We start from the raw sequence: 18,236 nt of genomic DNA, 5'->3' as shown, positions 1-18,236 counted from the left end.
CCCCGCTCCCTTCATCGGGTGAGCGGGGGCTGGCGAGGCAGCGAGGCGCGGCGTCAGGACTGCGCGGCCACGAGCGCCGCGTTGGCCTTGGCCATGGGCCCGCCGTCATTGGGGATGCGCTCGAAGTCACCGCGCAGCGCCTTGATGGCGAACTTCTCCAGGTCGATTTCCCGGCGCGAGCGGATGCCCAGCGCGCGCAAGGGAGCGGACAAGGGCCCGAAGCCGAAGACGCCGTGCTGGAGGAGGACTCCCGCGGCCACGGCGCTCAGCGCCCGCCACCGGCCGCCATCCTTTTTGCCCAGCAGCAGGCCCAGCGCGCCCAGCGCGGCCGTGCCCACCATGACGGCGCGGTTGAGGTCCCACTCGCGCTCCAGGCGTTGGAGGTAGCGGCTCATCTCCGGGCGGTCCGCATGGGTCGCCATGTGCCGCACGCATGCCTCCACATGCTCGTCGATACGACGGTTCACCATCAACGGCGTGTGACTGCGGGCGGAATCAGACGACTGGTTCCAGGTCTCCATCGCGGGCGTCTCCCTGTCGCGGCGCTCCCCTCTTCCTCTAGAAGCTAGGCCCGACGCTCCGTGTCGGGAACAGCGGAGGGAAGAAGGGAAGACGGCTTCCTTGCCTGCCCGCCTGCCCCACCAGGGAGGCTCGCGTACGACGTGGTGGCCCCTCGCGAAGCTCCACGCCGGCACGGGGGTCGACGGGTCCCCTGCCCTCCAGGGTGAAGCAAATGACCGGCCCAGGAAGGGAAATCCCTTTCATCAACTACCCGCCCCACGGCGTCTTGGGGCACTGGCATCGTTCACTTTCAGGCGTCGCACGTCTGCCTTCGTGAGGCATGAGCCTTGCTCAACACCTGGAGATGACGCGCTCACGACTCTTGCTCTGCCTTCCGGTGATGTGGCTGTGGGCTTGCGGTTCTGGAGCCCCCCCCTCGCCCATCACCCAGCCACCTCCCATCGAGCAACCTTCACCGCCCGGCACGGTGGATCCGCCTCCCGTCGACCCTCCTCCGGTGGACCCGCCGCCTGTCGATCCTCCTCCGGTGGATCCGCCTCCCGTCGACCCGCCTCCGCCGGTGACGCCGGAGGCCCAGCGGCCCTTCGTCATGCCGACCTTGCAGGCGAGCGTGCCCGAGTACGAGCTCATCATCCCCGAGGAGGCGATGAAGAAGTTCGAGGCGGACGTGTGGACGCCGGAGCAGGACGCCATCTTCAAGGCGGGCGGGAAGACGTACCAGGTGAAGGTGCGCCTGCGCGGGGCCTCCGCGCGCTTCTTCGTCAAGAAGAGCTGGAACGTGAGCTTCGACAAGGACGTGCGCTTCGAGGGGCGCACGTCGCTCAACCTCGTGGCCGAGTTCGCGGATGCGACGCTGCTGGCGGAGAAGATGGCGTTCGACCTGATGGCCGCGATGCGCGTGCCCGCGTCCAAGGCGACCTTCGTGCGCCTCAAGCTCAATGGCCAGTACGAGGGCGTGTTCCTGGATATCGAGCAGGTGAACAAGGCCTTCCTCAAGGCCCATGCCTTCGCGGACGACGACGCCACCATCTACCGGTGCGGTTGGAAGGACTGCGAGCTGAAGACGTGGAAGGTGCCCTACCAGGGTGACTGGACGAAGAAGACCAACGAGCAGCAGCCGGACGATGGGCTCTTCGCCATGCTGGACGTCATCAACTACACGCCGGAGCCCGAGTTCGCCGCCGCGCTGGAGAAGCACCTCCAGTTGGAGCACTACCTGCGCTCCATGGTGCTGGACGCGCTGATGTCCAACAACTTCGTGGAGGACTCGGAGAGCTACTTCATCTACGACCGGGCCGTGGCGAAGTGGTCCTACGTGCCCTGGGACCTCAACAACGTGGACGCGCGCTGGTGGTACCTCAACCCCGCGGAGGGCATGAGCACCAGCTCCGCCAACATGCGCCACCCGCTGTTCAACTTCACGCTGACGGACGCGTGGACGGAGAAGATGTACCTGCAGCGCAAGACGGAGACGCAGTCCTATCCCGGCTATCTGCCCGTCTTCTCCAACCTGGGCACGCGCGTGCTGGCGAACCCCGAGCTGCGTGAGCGGCTGGGCGCGCGGCTCGACAAGGCGCTGGACGAGCTGTTCAAGCCCGAGGTGATGAACCCGTACATCGACGCGATGCACGCGCTCATCGACCCGCACATGAATGGGGCTCCGTACACCGACTACGCGCAGTTCAAGGCGGGTCGCGACTACATGAAGCGCTACGTGAAGGAGCGCCGGGCCTTCGTGGAGAAGGACTGGACGCGGATGCAGGCGCAGCGCCCCACGCTGGTGTTCGAGGCGTTCGACCCGGTGGAGGGCTGGGTGGACGTGGGAAACCGGGGCGCCGTGGCGCTGTCGCTCCAGGGCATGGTGCTGACCACGAACCTGAGGGTGAGCCTGGCGCGGAGTGAGCACGTGCCCACCCAGGTGACGACGCCCGTGGGCGCGGTGCTGCCGAACGTGACGGTGGCCCCGGGCGGGAAGGTGCGCCTGAAGGCCTCCGAGCTGGGCATCCGGCTGCCGCCGAAGGGAGAGCTGGGCCTGTTCGACGGCAAGTCCGTCGTGGGCGTGAAGGACTTCCTCTTCTACGGCGCGCTGCGCGCGGGGCAGCAGTACGAGCGCGGCGACAAGGGCTGGGAGGTCCGCTGAGCGGAGCGCGCGCGTCGACGAGGGACGCGCGCTCAGGGCGATTCGGTCAGCGCCGCTCGCGGACGAGGAGCGTGCGCTTGGCGCTGAGTCCCCGGTCATCCGTGACGAGGATTTCGTGGGAGCCCACCGAGGGCTTCCACCACATGCGCTCATCGGCGCGCGCGGTGCCCAAAAGCGCGCCGTCCACGAACCAGGTGAGCGCGCGCTCGTGCGAGGCCTCAGCCTCCAGCGGCATCTCCTGCTGCTCCGGAGGCACTCCGGGAATCAGCAGCGCGATGTGGCCCTGCGCGGGCGAGACGATGGTGGGGGCGGCGCGCTCACCACCGAGCTCGCAGCCGGGCGCCAACGACGGGGGCTCCGGCAGACGACGGTGCTGCTCCTCCAGCCAACGGCGGATGGTGGCGGGCCAGGTGACGAACACCCGTGACTCCGTCTTCCGCCCCGCGCGGCACGTGGGCCCCACCGCGAGCCCGGAGGCCACGTCGACCTCGATGTGCTGGTGGTAGGGGCAGTGCGCGGTGGGCACCGCCGAGCGCCGCGCGTAGACCTCCTTGCGCTGCACGCACGCGTCCGTCGGCAGGTGGCCCGAGTACGCGCAGACCTCCACGCGCATCAGGTCCTCCGGCGGCGTCACTTCATCCTCCGGCAGCGAGCGCCCTCGGGGACCCACGCCCTCCAGGATGTCGAACAGCAGCGGGCCCGCCGCGTCCGCGCCCACCAGGTGCACGCTCGGCGTGTGGTCGAAGTTGCCCAGCCACACCACCGCCGTGTGCCGGGGCCCCGAGCCCGCCGCCCACGCATCCCGGTGACCGAAGCTCGTCCCCGTCTTCCAGTGCACGCGCGCGGGCAGGCCCGTCAGCCGGCGCCGCTCCGGAAAGTCCGGCCGGTCCTTCAGCGACAGCGCCTTGCGCGTGAGCCACGCGGCCCCCGGAGACATGACCTCCACGGGCGACGCCACCGGCTGCCCTTCTTCCAACAGGCGCAACGGACGCGTGCGGCCATCTCCCGCCAGCGCCACGTACACGCCCGCCAGCTCCAGGGGCGTCAGCTCGATGCCGCCCACCGCGGCGGACAGGCCGTAGTGGCCCGGCTCGGAGATGAGGCTCGTCACCCCCGACGTCCGCAGCGCGCCCAGGAAGCGCTCCACGCCCACGCGCTCCAGCAGCCGCACGAAGGGCATGTTGAGCGACTGGGACAGCGCGTACTCCAGCCGCACGAGGCCCAGGAAGCGGCCGTCGAAATTTCGCGGCGAATAGCCGCCATACGACATGGGGATGTCGGCCACGAGCTGCTCCGGCCCCGCCAGGCCCAGGTCGATGCCCATGGCGTACAGGAGCGGCTTGAGCGCCGAGCCCGGGGAGCGCGGCGTGGCGAAGCCGACAATCTGTCCGCCGTGCTTCTCGTCGAAGAAGTCGAAGTTGCCCACCAGCGCGAGCACCTCGCCTCGCTCGCGCTCCACCACCACGGCCGCGCCGTTGTGCACGCCTCGCGACGACAGGTCCTTCGACCCGTCCCGCATCACCCGCTCCACCAACCGCTGCGTGCCCGCGTCCAGCGTGGTGCGCAGCCGCGTCAGCCCCGGGCGCTGTGCCCGCAGCCACACCGCCGCGTGAGGGGCCTCGCGGGGAAAGGGCTTCAGCTCCAGCGGCGCGGCGGAGGCGTGCACCTCCGCCAGCACCTGCGCATCCGTCACCGTCGCGCCCTCGGGGCCGCGTGGGAGGGCATGGGCCTCCAGCAGCCTTCGGGCCACGTCGTCCCGGGCCGCGCGCAGGCGGGCGCGGTTCTCCGGCGTGGGGAAGCGACGGTTGGGGTTCTGCGGCACCGCCAGCAGCGTGGCGATTTCAGCCGGGCTCAGGTGGGCCGCCGTGTGGCCGAAGTACGCGAGCGCCGCGGCCTCCACGCCCTCCACGTTGCGCCCGTACGGAACGAACTGGAGATACGCGCCCATGACCTCCTGCTTCGTCAGCCGCAGCTCCAACTGCACCGCGCGGAAGGACTCCACCAGCTTCGAGGTGAAGGTGCGAGGGCGCGGCTCCAGCATGCGCACCAACTGCATCGTCAGCGTGGACGCGCCCGACACCCGGCGCCCCCGTGTCAGGTTGAGCACGGCGGCGCGCGCCACCGCGAGCGGGTCCACGCCCGGGTGGGAATAGAAGCGCTTGTCCTCCAGCGCGAGCAGGGCCCGGACGTAGGCCGGGTCGATGCGCTCCGCCGGGGCGGCGATGCGCCACCGCTGGTCCGGCGCGAGGAAGACGTGCGCCGGAGTGCCGTCGCGGTACTCCAGCACCACCGAGGGCGGTGAGGAGAGCCGCGACGGCAGCGGCAGCCACCACGCCGCCGCCACCCCCAGCGCCGCGAGGCCGACGAGCCCCACGGCGAACCATCCGAGCTTCTTCAGGAGGTGACGAGCGCGGCGCATGTCAGAGCAGGCTGTCCTTCCACGGGCCGGACACCTGCACCGTGCCGCCCGCCTCGCGCGCCCAGATGCGCGGGTCGTACATCGCCTCGGCCTCCGCCGTGGGCAGGGTGAAGGCTCCCGCCGTCACCGCGCGCACCGCGTAGACAATCTTCTTCGCCTCACCCGCGCCGAGCGCGCCGAAGACCTCCATCCGGTCATCGCGGATGTTGACGTAGTCCGGCGTCCACAGCGCGTCGGCCGCCACCCAGTCCACCGAGCCCCCGCGACCCAGCCGCGCGTTCTCGATTTCCCAGCCCGCCGGCAGGCGGTCCACCAGGGCGATGTTCTGCACCCGCTCACCCGTGGCGTTCTTCAGCTCCAGCTCCACGTACACCAGCTCCGCCAGCGCCAGCGGCGACGACTTCAGGTCCAGCTCCGAGCCGTCCTGCTTGCGATAGGTGCGGGTCAGCTTGAGACCCTCCCCACCCGTGCGCGGCTGCCCGTCCGCACGCACGCCCTCGCTGCTCAGCACCAGGTACAGCTTCCCCGAGTCCTTGGACTTCACATCGAGCTGGAGCTGCTTGCGCTCGCTGGCCCGCGCCAGGGACCACGTGCGGTCGGAGCCGCGCGCGTCCTTCGCCTTCGGGGCCGCCACCTCCTTGCCCTCCACCGTCAGCACCGGCGCGGTGAACTGGGAGGCCGCGCCCTGCAGCCGCTTGCCCAGGCCCGTGATTCCCCACACGAGTTCCTGCGTCGTGTACCAGTTGCTCGAGTGCGCCTGGAGCGACTGGGCCACCATGGCCGCCAGGGGCTCGCCGTCGGCGTTGTTGCCGAAGAGGTCCTGGTAGGTGCTCAGCATGAAGCCCCGGCGCCGCCGGTCCGAATAGAAGGACCAGTTGTTGTGGCGCTCGTCGGTGACGGGCGACAGGTCCGGGGTGCGCAGCTCCTTCTCGTAGCGGCGGTCTCCGGCGAGCCACAGCCCGGCCTTGAGCATGTAGTCGACCTCACGCTCCTGGCCACCCAGCGCGCCCTTCTTCGACTTCTCCGCCAGCGCCTCCACCAGCTTCAGCATGCGCGCCTTGCGGCCCTTGCCGGACAGCGACAGCACGTAGTGCATGTAGGCTTCCTCGCTGTCGACCTGCCCGTTCAGGCGCACGGCCGACTGGCCCTCGTAGGCGCTCATGCGGTTGCCCATCCACGTAATCGCGTCGTTCAGCCGCTCCTGCGACACGGGGTACTTCAGCTTCTGGGCATCCAGCAGCATGTGCGTCGCGTAGGCGGTGCCCCAGTCCACCGGCTCCGTGGAGCCGGGCCAGTAGCCGAAGCCGCCCGAGGACGTCTGCATGGACAGCACGCGGTTGATGCCCGCGAGCACCATGTCCCCCACCGAGCCCTCACGGGTCAGCGACGGGTCCACGTTGTCCACCAGCTCCGACACGAAGAGCAGCGGGCGCGTGGAGGACGTCGTCTGCTCGATGCAGCCATAGGGGTACTGCACCAGGTACGAGAGGTGCTGGAGCGACTGCGCATAGGGATTGGCCGTCACCCACAGCGTGGAGCGCTCCGTCGTCGGCACCCAGCCCTGGAGGTACTGGGAGAGGTCCGTCACGCCCTGCGCCAGCTCGATGCGCTGCACCCGCCGCTCGCGGGGACCCGCCGGGGACAGCGGCACATCCAACGTCTCCTTCGACGTGTAGCCTCCGCCCTCCACCACCACGCTCAGCCGCGCGGCGCCCACGGCCTGCACCGCTCGAGCCTGGAAGACGAACGTCGTCGACTTGCCATCCTCCAGCCGGGCCCGGCCCTCGCTCTTGCCCAGGAGCTGGAGCGGAGAGGTCGCCGTCGCGGGCATCGTCAGCCCGGGCACCGGCAGCGACTCCGCGCCCAGCGTCACCTTCACGTCCTGCGGCTTGCCGGACAGGTTGGTGACGAAGACGGGCACCTGGATTTCGTCGTTCTGCGTGAGGAAGCGAGGCAGCGTCGTCTGGAGCACCAGCGGGTCTCTCACCAGCACCTGCGCGCTCGCGCGGCCCAGGCGCTTGGGCCCCGCCGTCACCACCATCACCCGCACCGCGCCCCGGTACTGCGGAATCTGGAAGGGCAGGCGCAGCTTGCCATTGGCCGGCACCAGCACCACGCCGCTCCACAGGGCCACGGGCTTGACGGGCTGCACCCGGCCACTCGCGTCCCCTTCCGCGTCACCGCCGGTGGAGCGCGAGTTGCCGCCAGGCGGCACCAGCAGCGTCCAGCCGATGGTCTCGTAGGTGCCCACGCCGAGGGCGCGCTTGGTGAAGATCTGCTTGAGCGGATCCGGACTCTGGAAGCGCGTGAGGGAGAGGATGCCCTCGTCCACCACCGCCACCGTGGCGAAGGTCGGCCCCTCCAGCGCGCCCAAATCCATCTCCACGTTGAGCGTGTCGTTGGAGCGGACCTCCTTGGGCACGTTCAGCGTCACCGACTGGGTGAAGTCCACGGGCTCCAGCGTGATGTTGGCCACGCCGAAGGCGCGGTCCGGCATGAACGCCTCGCGCGACTCCAGATGCGGGTCCTTCACGAGGAAGGTGCTCACGTAGACGTTGGGCGCGAACTGCTTGGGCGTGAAGGTCCACGCCACCTCGCCCGGCTCCACGGCCTTCCACTCGGTGGCGAGCACGCGGTCCGTCTCCGCGGTGAACAGCATCCGGCCCTTGTACGGGGCCTTCACCTTCACGGTGATGGGCTGGCCCACGCGAGCCAGCGCCGGCACCGCGACGTCCAGCGAGGTGGGCTTGAGCGGACGCGGCGTCTGGTCCACGCGCGAGCCCTCGCCCCACCAGTAGTAGCGACCCTCACCTTCCAGCTCCAGGTCCGTCTGAGCATTGCCGGAGCGCACGCGCACCAGGTAGCCCGCGGCGTCTCCGCCCGGCGTCACGTTGAGGGAGAAGCGGCCCCCCGACACCTTCGCCGTGGCGCTGCCCTCTCGAATCGGACGCAGGTAGCGCTGGTAGCGGTCATACCCTTCCGACTCGTCGTAGTAGTACCCGTACTCCTCCTCCAGGCGGACGTACTCCACCTCCACCGACTTGGGGGCCACGGAGCCGGACGCGAGGACCTTGCCGTCCCAGTCCACCACCACGCCGTTCACCGTGAAGGGCTTGCCGGCCTTCACCTTCCCCACGCTGGCCTGCATACCCACGTAGTAGCGCTCCGGGTGCACGGGCACGCTGGCCTCGTTCACCGTGGAGCGACCGCTGCCGGACTCGAAGACGCTGACCAGCGCGCTCAGCTTCGCGGCGCCGCGCAGTCCGCCCATGGCCGCCTGCGCCGGGCAGTTGAGGACCGTCTGGCCCTTCGCGTCCAGCGCGCCCTTGGCCTGTCCCAGCGTGACGGGGCGCGGCTCCTTGCCGTCCTGACGCCACAGGCCGTAGGTGAACTGGCCGTTCTCCTTCGGCTTGAAGTCCGACGGCAAGAGCCGGCAGTTGAGCTCCACCGGGCTTCCCTCCGCCGAGCCACCGAAGAGATAGGCGGCCTCCACCGCGACGGGCAGCTCCACGCCCTGCACGTAGCCGGGGGCCTCGGTGGTCGCCGTCACCTTCATGCGCTCGGGGACGAACTCCTCCACGCTGAAGGCGTAGGAGGCCACCTCGCGGTCCGCGACCTTCAGCGTCACGCGGTAGCGGCCCGTGTCCTGGAACGCCTCGAACGGAAGGTCGAGCGCGACGAGCCCCGCCTCGTTGGCCTTCAGCGGCACCTTCTTCAGCTCGCGCTCGCGCGGGTCCACCACCACCAGCTCGACGGGCATGCCCGCGGGCGGAGCCAGGTCATCCTGGCCGCGCAGCACCGCGGCGACGTGCGCCGTGTCTCCCGGCCGGTACACGCCCCGGTCGGACCAGATGGAGGCGCGGTAGGCCTTCTCGGAGCGGTACGGCTCACCCTGCACGTCCGAGTTGGCGATCTCCATCTTGAGCTCGCTGTACTTGAGGTACGTCAGCTCCTCGCCTTGACGGGCGATGAGCGCGAAGGGCTCGCTGTCGTCCGCGCCCGCCGCGGGCACCTTGAGCATGCACCCCTCCGCGCCCTTGGTGACGCAGCGGTCCACGGCCTGGCCGCTCTTCTTCACGAGGGAGACTTCGACGCCGGACACCGGGTCGGTGCTCTCGATTCCGAGCGCCCAGACCCACACCTCGCCCCGGTCCGTGGTGCCGGGCGCGGGGCCGCCTCTCTTGGCCACGAGGCTCAGGTCCGTGAGGAGGATTCGCGAGGCGGCCTCCAGTTCATTGCGCTTCACGGAGACCTCCACGAGGCCGCGCGTCGTCGACGGCACCAGGGTGGCCACGTCCACGTAGGTGGTGGCCAGGGTGTCCTGCGGCGACTGGAGGGACAGCGTCTTCTTCACCACCACGTTGGACGTGCGCTCGTCGGCCACTTCGCGCTGGTCGTCGCTCATCCAGAAGACGAGGTTCTCCGGCGGCACGTTGCGGATGGTCAGCTCGACGCTGTCGAGGTTGAGGTGCTGCAGCGGCAGGTTGCGCCAGGCGCCGCGCGGCAGGTAGCGCCCCGCCGAGGAGAACGAGAGCTGCGGCTGGCGGGCGGGGATGGAGACGCCTTCCTCGAAGTCGGACAGCAGCGTGCCATTGCCCGTCGACGTCGTCCCCGCGGCGATGCGCAGCGAGTACGTGCCGCGCTTGAAGTCGCCGAAGATGCGGAAGCCTCGCCGCGAGGGCGCGACGGACACCTTCACCGGCGGCGCCAGGTGGATGGAGGCCTCTGCCGTGGCGTCGTCCAGGATGCAGCCGCGGTTGTTCGAGTCCCAGTAGTACTCGTCGTAGTCCTGGTTCTGACGGGGGCTGGGCGGCGCGGCCATGTCCACGTCGCGGCAGCTGACCTCCAGGTAGTGCCCGGAGGCTCCGCTCTGGCGGGTGATGCCGGTGATGTCCATGCGCTTGCCGCCGCGCAGGACGAAGGAGGACTCCGCCGCGGGGGCGCGCGCCTTCGCGTCCGACGCCGAGACGAGCCCCGCCTTGAGGACGAAGCGCACGGTGGCCCCGCCCTTGAGCCCCGGGTGGCCGAGCTGCGCGGTGACGACGTCACGCTTGCCGGGCACGTTGCGCCACTTCACGTCGCTGATGGACTGTCCGCCCACATCGAAGGCGCCGCGCGAGCGGAGGGCGCCCGTGTCCACCGGGCCGGAGAACGCGATGTCCACCTCGATGCGGTTCTTGAGCAGGTCGGCCTGCTTGGGCTCCACGCGGAGGAAGTGGAACGACGGCGTCGTGAAGCGGTGGGTCCACGCACCCTCGGAGGGCGGCTTCACCACGCCGGCCTCGGTCTCCACCGACTCCACCGTCACGGTGTACTCGGTCTCGAAGGAGAAGCCGGCGCCGGCGGCGTTGAACGTGAGCGTGGACGGTCCGCTCCACTGCAGGTTGCCGGAGACTCGGGGCGAGAGGGTGACGACGGTGCCCGCCTTCACTTCATGGTCGGGCGGGCGCAGCGAGCGGGCCAGCTCGATGACGACGCCCTGGGGCAGCACGGTGTCCGAGCCCGGCGCGCTGATGATGGGCGTCACGGCCTCCGGCTTGACGGGCACCGGCGGCGTGGCGGACGCGCTGCCGCCGAGGGACGCCGGCGTGCTCGGGGCCTGGGTGGTGACGGGGGGAGGTGGGGTGGCGGGCTCCTTCTCCTTCTGACAGCCCGCGAGCGAGGTGCCCACCAGCAGCACGGCGAAGAGCCAGCCCGCGCGTGTCGCGCGATGCGGCGTGGTCAGGACTGCGGACTGCGAACCCATGGTTCCTCCGGAGGTACCAGCTGTTCTTCACGTGACGTGCCGACGTCATGCACGCCTGGAATCGAGGGGGGGTGCGGTCGAATGCCCACGGCTGGAACGCGACCCCCACGCGTCCCCGAGCCCACATGGTGTACCCGGAGCCACACTCCCGGTGGCCTCCGCGTCCTCACCTGGCGGTCGATGCCGCCACGCTATAGGAGGGGCCCGTGCCCAGGTCAACGCCCCAGGCCCTCGCCCTGGAAGACGCTAAGGTGGCCCGCGCATGGTGCCGCCTGTCCGTTTCGTCCTGATGCGTCCGCGCAACGCGGAGAACCTGGGTGCCGCGGCTCGGGCGCTGAAGAATTGTGGCCTCTCGGATTGGGTGTGGGTGACGCCCGAAGTGGAGGATTTGACGCCCGCGCGCCGGCTGGCGGTCCATGCCGAGGACGTTCTTGATGGAGCCCGCCGCGCCGACACGCTGGAGGAAGCCATCGCCGACTGCGTCTGGGTGGTGGGGACGAGTTCGCGCAAGGTGGAGGGCAAGCGACGGCTGCCGCCACGCGCGGTGGGCGAGGAGTTGGTGGCGCGCGCGACGCAGGGCACGGTGGCGCTCGTCTTCGGTGATGAGCGCAGCGGGCTCACCAACGCGGAGGTGGAGCGGTGCCATGACTTGTCCGCCGTGCCCACCGCGCCGGAGCAGCCGTCCATCAACCTGGCGCAGGCCGTGCTGCTGTATGCCTATGAGGTCCGCGTGGCCACGCTCTCGGAGCATGCGCCGCCGCCGGGTCCGCTGCCCGTGGCGGCCACGGACACGGAGCTGGCGCAGGTGGAGTCGACGCTGGGGAGCGTGCTCAGCTCGGGTGGGTTCCTCATCGACGAGCAGCCGGGACGCACGGCCTTGAGGGACTTGTTCGCGCCCCTGCGCCGCTCACGGCTCACGCGCAAGGAGGCGCGGCTGTGGCTGGCCGCGCTGCACACGCTGCGCAAGCGCGGCCCCTAGAGGGTGCGGGCGGAGCGACGGGGGCGTGCCGACGACGACGGGGGCGGGCCTCGGTGCTTGCGCGACAGGCGCACCGCGACCCACGCGAAGACGGCCGCGGCGATGACGAGCAGGGCCACCCAGTACCAGTAGCTGGGGCCGCTGGATTCCGCGGGGGACAGGGACATGTCCTGAGGCACCTGTGCCAGCGCCATGAACGGGACGACCAACGCGAGCAATGGGGTCAGGGGGAAGCGCATGAGTGTCCTCGTCAGGAGAACCTCTCCATCGAGCTCGGTGGCCACAAGCGCTCGCGCCCGCTGTCCCCCCGAGAAGAATCCCCAACGCTCGGGTGCTCGCTCCCTGAGCGGCTCACTTCGTGGGCTTGGGGCCGGTCAGCCGTGAGAGGAGCTTCGGGTCCTCCGGAAGGAGCCCGGCCGCGGGCAGCCGGAGGACGAGTTCCCGCCAGCGAGGGTCCGCGGCGTACGTGCGCTGGAGCAGCGGGAGGGCGGCGTCCACGCGGCCCACGCCGACGAGGGAGATGGCGTGCCAGAAGATCATCTCCGCGTTTCCGGGAGCGAGCTTCTCCGCCGAGGCGTACGCGGCGAGGGCGCCGTCGGTGTCCTTGCGCTCCAGGGCGAGGTCTCCCTCGTTCATGAAGTTGTAGGCGCGCTGGAGGGTGACGAGGCGGCGGAGTTCCTTGAGGGGCTCCGGGTGGTCCTCGACGCGCAGGTCGAAGCGGCGGTCCATCCAGGGGCGGCCGGTGGACTTCGCGGAGACGACGATGAGGGCGGCGGACTGCTTGCCCCGGATGTCGCCGCCCTGGGCTTCGGCGGCTTCGAGCGCGGTGAGCATGCGCTCGGCGAGGTCGCCCTTGGCTTCGCGGTAGGCCTGGGACATGGCGGGCCAGACAGTGGCCTTGTCCATCATGTTGGCCTGGACGGAGAAGCCCTCGCCGACGACGTGGCCGGCCGCGGCGATGCAGCTCTTGCCGGTGTGCGCGGAGACGCGGCCCTGCGCGTCCACCATGGCGACCTGGCGCACGCTGTTGGCGGCGTCGGCGGCGAGCAGGCCGTTGAGGGCATCGGGCGCGCTGCGTCCCGCGCGCATGAGTTCGAGGCCCAGGCGGCCATAGGACGGGTCGACGAAGGACTGGGTGGCCACGGCGCCGACGCCGGCCTCGGCCCAGGGCACGGCGGAGCCCACGGAGAACCAGTGGGACTGGACGGCGACGCCCAGGTCTCCCGTCACGGGGTCCCTGGCGACGATGGAGTACGTGTGGACGGGACGGCGCGGGGTGGAGGGAGGCTCGGCGGCCACGGCGGTGAGTGAGAGGAGGACGAGGCAGACGGCGAGTCGGGACATGGCGGCTCCTGCGGGCGAGGACGCGCAGGGTGGGCGAGCGGGCGGGCGACCGCAAGGCCCGACGCGGCACGCCCGGGGGACGGCCCTACCTTTCGGGAGGAGTCCTGAACCCACGAGAGGGGGACGCATGGATCACATGCCTTACGAGTCGATGGTGGTGGGCGACGACGAACCGGGGCGCGGTGGTATCCAGCCGCCCAGGAAGGATGAGCGCGAGGAGGAGGCTCCGGGCCGAACGCCGAAGAAGGCGGAGGGCGAAGCGCAGGAGGAAGAGCGCCGGATGCCACAGGATGAACCGGGCAAGACTCCGGGCGTGTCAGAGGGCGAGGACCCGGACACGATTCGGCGCGAGTAGCGGGTTCGAAAGGCGTTCAGGACCCGTGCGACTTCGTGATGCCCCTACTTCGTGACCGCGGGCCGGGCGCGGCTCCGCACCCGGCTCCGCGGCTGTAGCGACTACTTCTTCTTCGCCACGCTCACGGGGACGGAGACCTGGGTGTTCTCCCAGGCGAAGTTGAGCGCGGGGGCCTTCTCATCGAGGGTGATGGTGAGGGCCTCGTAGGTGTCCGGGGATTTCTTCGCGGGCACGTCCACGCGCAGCACATCCTTCGACTTGTCATACTTGTACGCGCCCCACTGGCCGACATCCTTGTTGACGATGAGGGTCCACTTGTCGGCCTGGGGAATGGCGAAGAGCGCGTAGGTGCCGGCCGCGAGCTTCTTGCCGGCGAGTTCGATGTCACCCGTGGTGGTCAGCTCCGTGGCCTGGTTCGCGCCCAGGCGCCACACCTCGCCATAGGGGACAAGCTTGCCGAAGACCTGGCGCTTCTCGCCCGTCTTGGGGTCCTGGATGCGGGGCGAGTTGTACGTCACCTTCACGTAGGTGTTGTCGTCCAACTTCTTCGCCGTCATGGCGAGGGGACTGACGGGAGCCTTCTCCGGAGGAATCGACTTCTGGGCCGCCGCGGGCGTGGCCGCGAGGAGGAAGAGCGCGGCGAGGGCGGGGATGCTCAGGTGCCACGAGAATCGACGGTTCGTCATAGGGGCGTCCTTTGCGTGTGAATGGGGCCCGGAGGAAACAGGACCCGGCGCCACCCTAGCCGCAATTCCGGTCAGTGAGGGCGGAGGCGATTGACCCGCGTCTCCTGTCCACCAACCCGGTTGCGCTGCGGCCATGCGTGCCCACCTCACCGTATGACGCGGAGAGGTCCTCGAGCCCTTCGCCCCAAAGTGGACCGCGCCAGTTCGGAGCATATTTCAGCGCTATCTAGTAGTGCTCGGTCTTCCATCGACGACGGACCCCAAGGAAGGGGTCCAGTGCCATGAAGGCGCCATATGCTGTCACGCTGGTCGATTCCCGTATTGCTCGCGCTGTTGGCTGGATGCAGCGGCACCATGAAGTCCGTGCGCCTGCATATGGGCCACGGCGAGCCCATCGTCCTCACCCCACGCAGCAACAATGCCGCGCCGGTGGACCTGGACGACGACGACTTCGTTGAGGCCGTAGAAGCGCAAGCCCGGAGTGCGCGGCCTCCCAGTCGACCCCAGGAAGCGGCCCGGCGGCTGTTCGAGATGGATTCGCGCAGCGGTTCATACCTTTACGAGGCACGCACTCACCGCGTCATCCCTCTGGGCACGGGCGAACACCTGGATGGCGAGCTTCCCGCGACAGAGGTTGAGTTGACGCGCGCCTACCTGCGTTGGTGCGAGCACGCGAACAAACCCGGCGATTGCCTGCGACTCCTGGAGGAGAACCCCTCCATTACAGGGGATGGCCGCTACGCCCTGGCGATGGCCCTGGCCCAGGGCGCGGTGATGGACGAGATGATGGACGCGTTCAAGGACATGGCCAACCCCCAGGCCATGATGTCCGCGGTTCTCTGGACGTGGACCACGTACATGATCTTGCTCGCCGTGCCCGAGCCTTTCTCGAAGGGCGCGGCCGCCGTGATGACCGCCTCCCTCATTGCCTATGTGGGGGTCGATACATTCTGGAGCCTCATCGTGGGCTTCAAGCGACTGGTGGAGGAGGCGGAGCAAGCCACCACGTTTGACGAACTGCGCGATGCAGGGGGGCGCTACGGCAAGGTCATGGGCCGCAACGCGGCACGCGCGTTCGCCATGTTGGCCACGGTCGCCATTGGGAACACTGCGGCGGGGCTTGGGTCGAAGGTGCCTATGCTCCCCGGCGCCGCGCAGGCGGCGGTGCAGGCCGAAGCACAAATGGGCATCCGTCTCGCGGCGGTCGCGGGCGTAGGAACGGTGGCAATGAGTGCGGAGTCCGTCACCATCGCCCTCGTACCCGGCGCAGTGGCAATGACTGCCAGAAGCACAGGTGGCAGTACCACGGCCAAGGCTCAACCCACTGGCTTCAGGGCCTGGGAAACGTTCAGTGGCTTCAAGAAGGCCATGGGACCAGCGGGCCCAGGGAAGCAGTGGCATCACATCGTCGAACAGACCCCGGGCAACGTGAAGCAGTTCGGCCCCCAAAGCATTCACAACACCGAGAACGTCATCCCGCTGGACAAGGCACTGCACACCGACGTCAGCGCTTTCTACTCATCGATCCGGCGTATCATCACGGGCTCCAGCACTTTGACCGTGCGACAATGGCTGAGCACACAGTCATACGAGGCCCAACGCAAGTTCGGGCTGCGGGCTATTGAGAATGTGGCGGAGGGGCGCTGGCAATGAAGTTGGAAAGACTGGTCGAGCAGTTCGCGCTGAACGTAGCGGCGCAGACCGATGCCATCTTCCAGGGTGATGCCAAGACTGGGAACAAGCACGCCAGGAAGTACGGTGCCGCCGTCGACAAGCTCCTGGCCCATGGAAACGCGGGACGTGATGCCCTCCTTGTCCTGCTCACCCATGAGCGCATGGATGTACGTGTCACGGCCGCCGCGCATCTGCTTCGTTACCGGACGGCTGAAGCGAAGGCGGTTCTTGACGAAGCCGCCAAGGGCAAGGGACTGGTGCCCTTTGAAGCCCAGCAGGTGCTGCAGCAATGGGAAGAAGGCACCTGGGCGCTCGACCCGGAGTAAGCGCGCGACACCTGAGCCCCTCTGGCTATCGTCACTCCCCTGAGCGATGAACCGCGTCACGTATCGCTCCGCGCAGCGCCGCTCCTGACGTGAAGAGCGCTGAGATATGCCCCGCGTCCAGGATGCGCAGTTCGCTTCCGGCCCAGTGGGCATGAAGCGCCCGCGCCTCGGACATCGGGACGAACGCATCCCTCGCGCACGCCACGATGACGGCGGCGCTCGGCTTCGCGGGCGGCGGCAAGAGACACGCATTCGCCGCGTCCAGAATCGTCGCCAGCCGGAGCCGCGCCGCCGCTTCATCCGGCGAGCCTCCCAGCTTCTTGAAGTCGATGGAGCGCCCATGCACGCCCTTCGTGAACACGGGCGCGGGCGAGGCTCCCGCCGCGAGCGCCGCGACCCCCACGGGCTCCGGCATCGTCGCCGCCGCGAGCGCCGCCATGTAGCCCCCCATGCTGTACCCCGCCACCCCGACGCGCTCGTACCCTTCCCGCCTCGCATGCGCCACGAGCGCCCGCGCCTCCTCGATGCTCGCGATGTTCATGTTCAACTGCTCGCTCACCGTGCGGATGTGCGGCCCCTTCTGCCCCGTCGCCCGGCGCGTCCCGTAGAAGGGATTCTCCAGGAAGTAGAGGTCCACTCCCTCGTCGACCAGCGCCGCGAAGAGCCACGTCCTCAGCCGGAACCCCTCGTCTCGCGACGAAGCCAGCACCACGCACGCATCGCGCCCACGGCCTCGCCTGGAGGAGTACCACCGCACCCTTCCGCGACGGACCTCCGGAGGCAGCGCCGCCCAGGGCGAATCGAACGCGCCATCCCGGAAGCACCGCCGCCCTCGCGTCTGCTCCGCCTCCCAGCTCATCGCGAGCGGGCCAGGCAGGGCACAGAGCCGGTCCGACAGCCCCGGCCCCGTGAATGCCTGCTCGTCCCCCCAGCCGTCACAGAACAGCGAGTGACTCGCCAGCGAGGCAACGAAGCCATCCAGTGGATGCATCCGGATTTCATCCCGGACAGGCGGTGTTCCGACACGCGAGGTCATGCCCGCGACTCTACGACGACCGCCCCCGGACGGCGGCGGCGAGATGCGCCACGGCGGGCAACGGGTGATGATATGACGCCGCCCTCGCGGCGGGTCCACGACACCCGGTGCTCGAGACCCGCCCCCGCGTCACCTGCCCCCTGGAAGCCCATGCCTCGCAAGTACGACAAGCCCAAGCCCCCACAGCAACACCAGCGCTGGGAGGGCAAGGAGAAGCCGGACTGGCTGTCGCGCGCGCTCGCCCGAGCAGGCGTGTTCCCGCAGAAGGAGGCCGACGACGCCATCCGCGCCGGCCGCGTCACCATCAATGCCCGCGTCGCGCTCATGCCCCTCGCGCCCGTGCCCCCCGGCTCCGTCGTGCGCGTGGACGGCAAGGTCATCCCGCTGTCGGCCCCCGCCACCCGCGTGCTCGCCTTCCACAAGCCCGCGGGCGTGCTGTCCTCCACCGTGTCCCAGCACCGCACCGGCACCGTCTTCGAGGTGCTCCTGCGCCAGCTCCCCCCCGACCTGGCCGGATACACGTGGCACGCCGTGGGCCGCCTCGACGTGGACTCCACCGGCCTGCTGCTCTTCAGCAATGACGACAAGTTCGTCGCCCACGCCACCTCCCCGGACACGCAACTGCCCAAGCGCTACGTGGCCACCGTCTTCAGCACCCCCGACGAAGAACGCGTGGAGCCCCTCCGACAGGGGATGACGCTCGACGACGGCCCCGCCCGCCCCGCCATCGTGCGCATCCGCGACGAGCACACCGTGGAGGTCACCCTCACCGAGGGCCGCCACCACCAGGTGAAGCGGATGCTCGGCGCCGTGGGCCTCCCCGTGCGCGCCCTCCACCGCGAGGCCGTGGGCGGCATCGACCTGACCGACATCCCCGAGGGAACCTTCCGCCTCCTCGACGACAAGGAAATCCAAGAGGGCCTGCGCTACTCGGGACGGCCCCCACCGAGCGAGTGACATCGTCGTGCCACGGCGACGGCTGACGCACCTGCCGCGCCACCGGCATTGC

General features: G+C 69.6%; 13 protein-coding genes. 6 read left to right on the top strand and 7 right to left on the bottom strand.

Translation table 11 applies throughout. From position 1 onward, the window contains the following. Positions 1 to 53: 53 nt before the first annotated feature. A complete protein-coding gene (locus tag G4D83_RS28175; RefSeq protein WP_163867942.1) occupies positions 54 to 521 on the bottom strand; it encodes a hypothetical protein in 468 nt (155 codons plus the stop codon). A gap of 320 nt (positions 522 to 841) precedes the next feature. On the opposite strand from G4D83_RS28175, the gene G4D83_RS28170 reads away from it, so the two are divergent. Next, positions 842 to 2,662: a CotH kinase family protein gene (locus G4D83_RS28170; protein ID WP_240356695.1), complete on the top strand. Its 1,821-nt coding sequence runs from the start codon at positions 842 to 844 to the stop codon at positions 2,660 to 2,662. A 46-nt stretch (positions 2,663 to 2,708) separates the two neighbouring features. On the opposite strand, the gene pbpC is transcribed toward G4D83_RS28170, so the two are convergent. Together pbpC and G4D83_RS28160 are read right to left on the bottom strand one after the other, a co-directional pair. Beyond that, positions 2,709 to 5,081, bottom strand: coding sequence for a penicillin-binding protein 1C (gene pbpC, locus G4D83_RS28165; protein ID WP_163867941.1), 2,373 nt, complete (start codon positions 5,079 to 5,081; stop codon positions 2,709 to 2,711). 1 nt (position 5,082) lies between these two features. Next, on the bottom strand, positions 5,083 to 10,827 hold the full coding sequence (locus G4D83_RS28160) for an alpha-2-macroglobulin family protein (protein ID WP_163867940.1): 5,745 nt from the start codon (positions 10,825 to 10,827) through the stop codon (positions 5,083 to 5,085). A gap of 262 nt (positions 10,828 to 11,089) precedes the next feature. On the opposite strand from G4D83_RS28160, the gene G4D83_RS28155 reads away from it, so the two are divergent. After that, entirely contained in the window at positions 11,090 to 11,806 is a 717-nt protein-coding gene (locus G4D83_RS28155; RefSeq protein ID WP_163867939.1) for an RNA methyltransferase, read from the top strand. Here G4D83_RS28155 and G4D83_RS28150 read toward each other — a convergent pair. After that, a complete protein-coding gene (locus G4D83_RS28150; RefSeq protein ID WP_163867938.1) occupies positions 11,803 to 12,045 on the bottom strand; it encodes a hypothetical protein in 243 nt (80 codons plus the stop codon). The two genes, G4D83_RS28155 and G4D83_RS28150, sit on opposite strands and share 4 nt — an antisense overlap. A gap of 112 nt (positions 12,046 to 12,157) precedes the next feature. Further along, positions 12,158 to 13,150, bottom strand: a complete 993-nt coding sequence (locus G4D83_RS28145) for a DUF1028 domain-containing protein (RefSeq protein WP_163867937.1) — start codon at positions 13,148 to 13,150, stop codon at positions 12,158 to 12,160. A gap of 127 nt (positions 13,151 to 13,277) precedes the next feature. Between G4D83_RS28145 and G4D83_RS28140 the strand changes: the two genes are divergently transcribed. Next, complete coding sequence (locus G4D83_RS28140; protein WP_240356693.1) at positions 13,278 to 13,505, top strand: hypothetical protein; 228 nt, start codon at positions 13,278 to 13,280, stop codon at positions 13,503 to 13,505. Between the two features lie 101 nt (positions 13,506 to 13,606). Here G4D83_RS28140 and G4D83_RS28135 read toward each other — a convergent pair whose 3' ends face one another. Continuing rightward, positions 13,607 to 14,191 (bottom strand): DUF2911 domain-containing protein, encoded by a 585-nt coding sequence (locus tag G4D83_RS28135; RefSeq protein ID WP_205522727.1) that lies wholly within the window; start codon positions 14,189 to 14,191, stop codon positions 13,607 to 13,609. Between the two features lie 294 nt (positions 14,192 to 14,485). Here G4D83_RS28135 and sitA5 point away from each other — a divergent pair, with 294 nt between their 5' ends. Continuing rightward, a complete protein-coding gene (sitA5, locus tag G4D83_RS28130; RefSeq protein WP_163867936.1) occupies positions 14,486 to 15,844 on the top strand; it encodes a SitA5 family polymorphic toxin in 1,359 nt (452 codons plus the stop codon). Further along, the gene (locus G4D83_RS28125; protein ID WP_163867935.1) at positions 15,841 to 16,191 is read left to right on the top strand and encodes a DUF2019 domain-containing protein; all 351 of its coding nucleotides are present in this window, start codon (positions 15,841 to 15,843) and stop codon (positions 16,189 to 16,191) included. The genes sitA5 and G4D83_RS28125 overlap by 4 nt, the downstream gene beginning before the upstream one ends. 31 nt (positions 16,192 to 16,222) lie before the next feature. Here G4D83_RS28125 and G4D83_RS28120 read toward each other — a convergent pair whose 3' ends face one another. Further along, positions 16,223 to 17,227: an alpha/beta hydrolase family protein gene (locus G4D83_RS28120; RefSeq protein ID WP_163867934.1), complete on the bottom strand. Its 1,005-nt coding sequence runs from the start codon at positions 17,225 to 17,227 to the stop codon at positions 16,223 to 16,225. Positions 17,228 to 17,377: 150 nt separating this feature from the next. Here G4D83_RS28120 and G4D83_RS28115 point away from each other — a divergent pair, with 150 nt between their 5' ends. Further along, entirely contained in the window at positions 17,378 to 18,184 is an 807-nt protein-coding gene (locus tag G4D83_RS28115; RefSeq protein WP_163867933.1) for a pseudouridine synthase, read from the top strand. Positions 18,185 to 18,236 lie beyond the last annotated feature (52 nt).

Source organism: Myxococcus eversor (assembly GCF_010894455.1).
Lineage (GTDB): Bacteria > Myxococcota > Myxococcia > Myxococcales > Myxococcaceae > Myxococcus > Myxococcus eversor.
The sequence above is the reverse complement of the archived record's forward strand: the minus strand, read 5'-3'. Positions and strand labels throughout refer to the sequence as shown.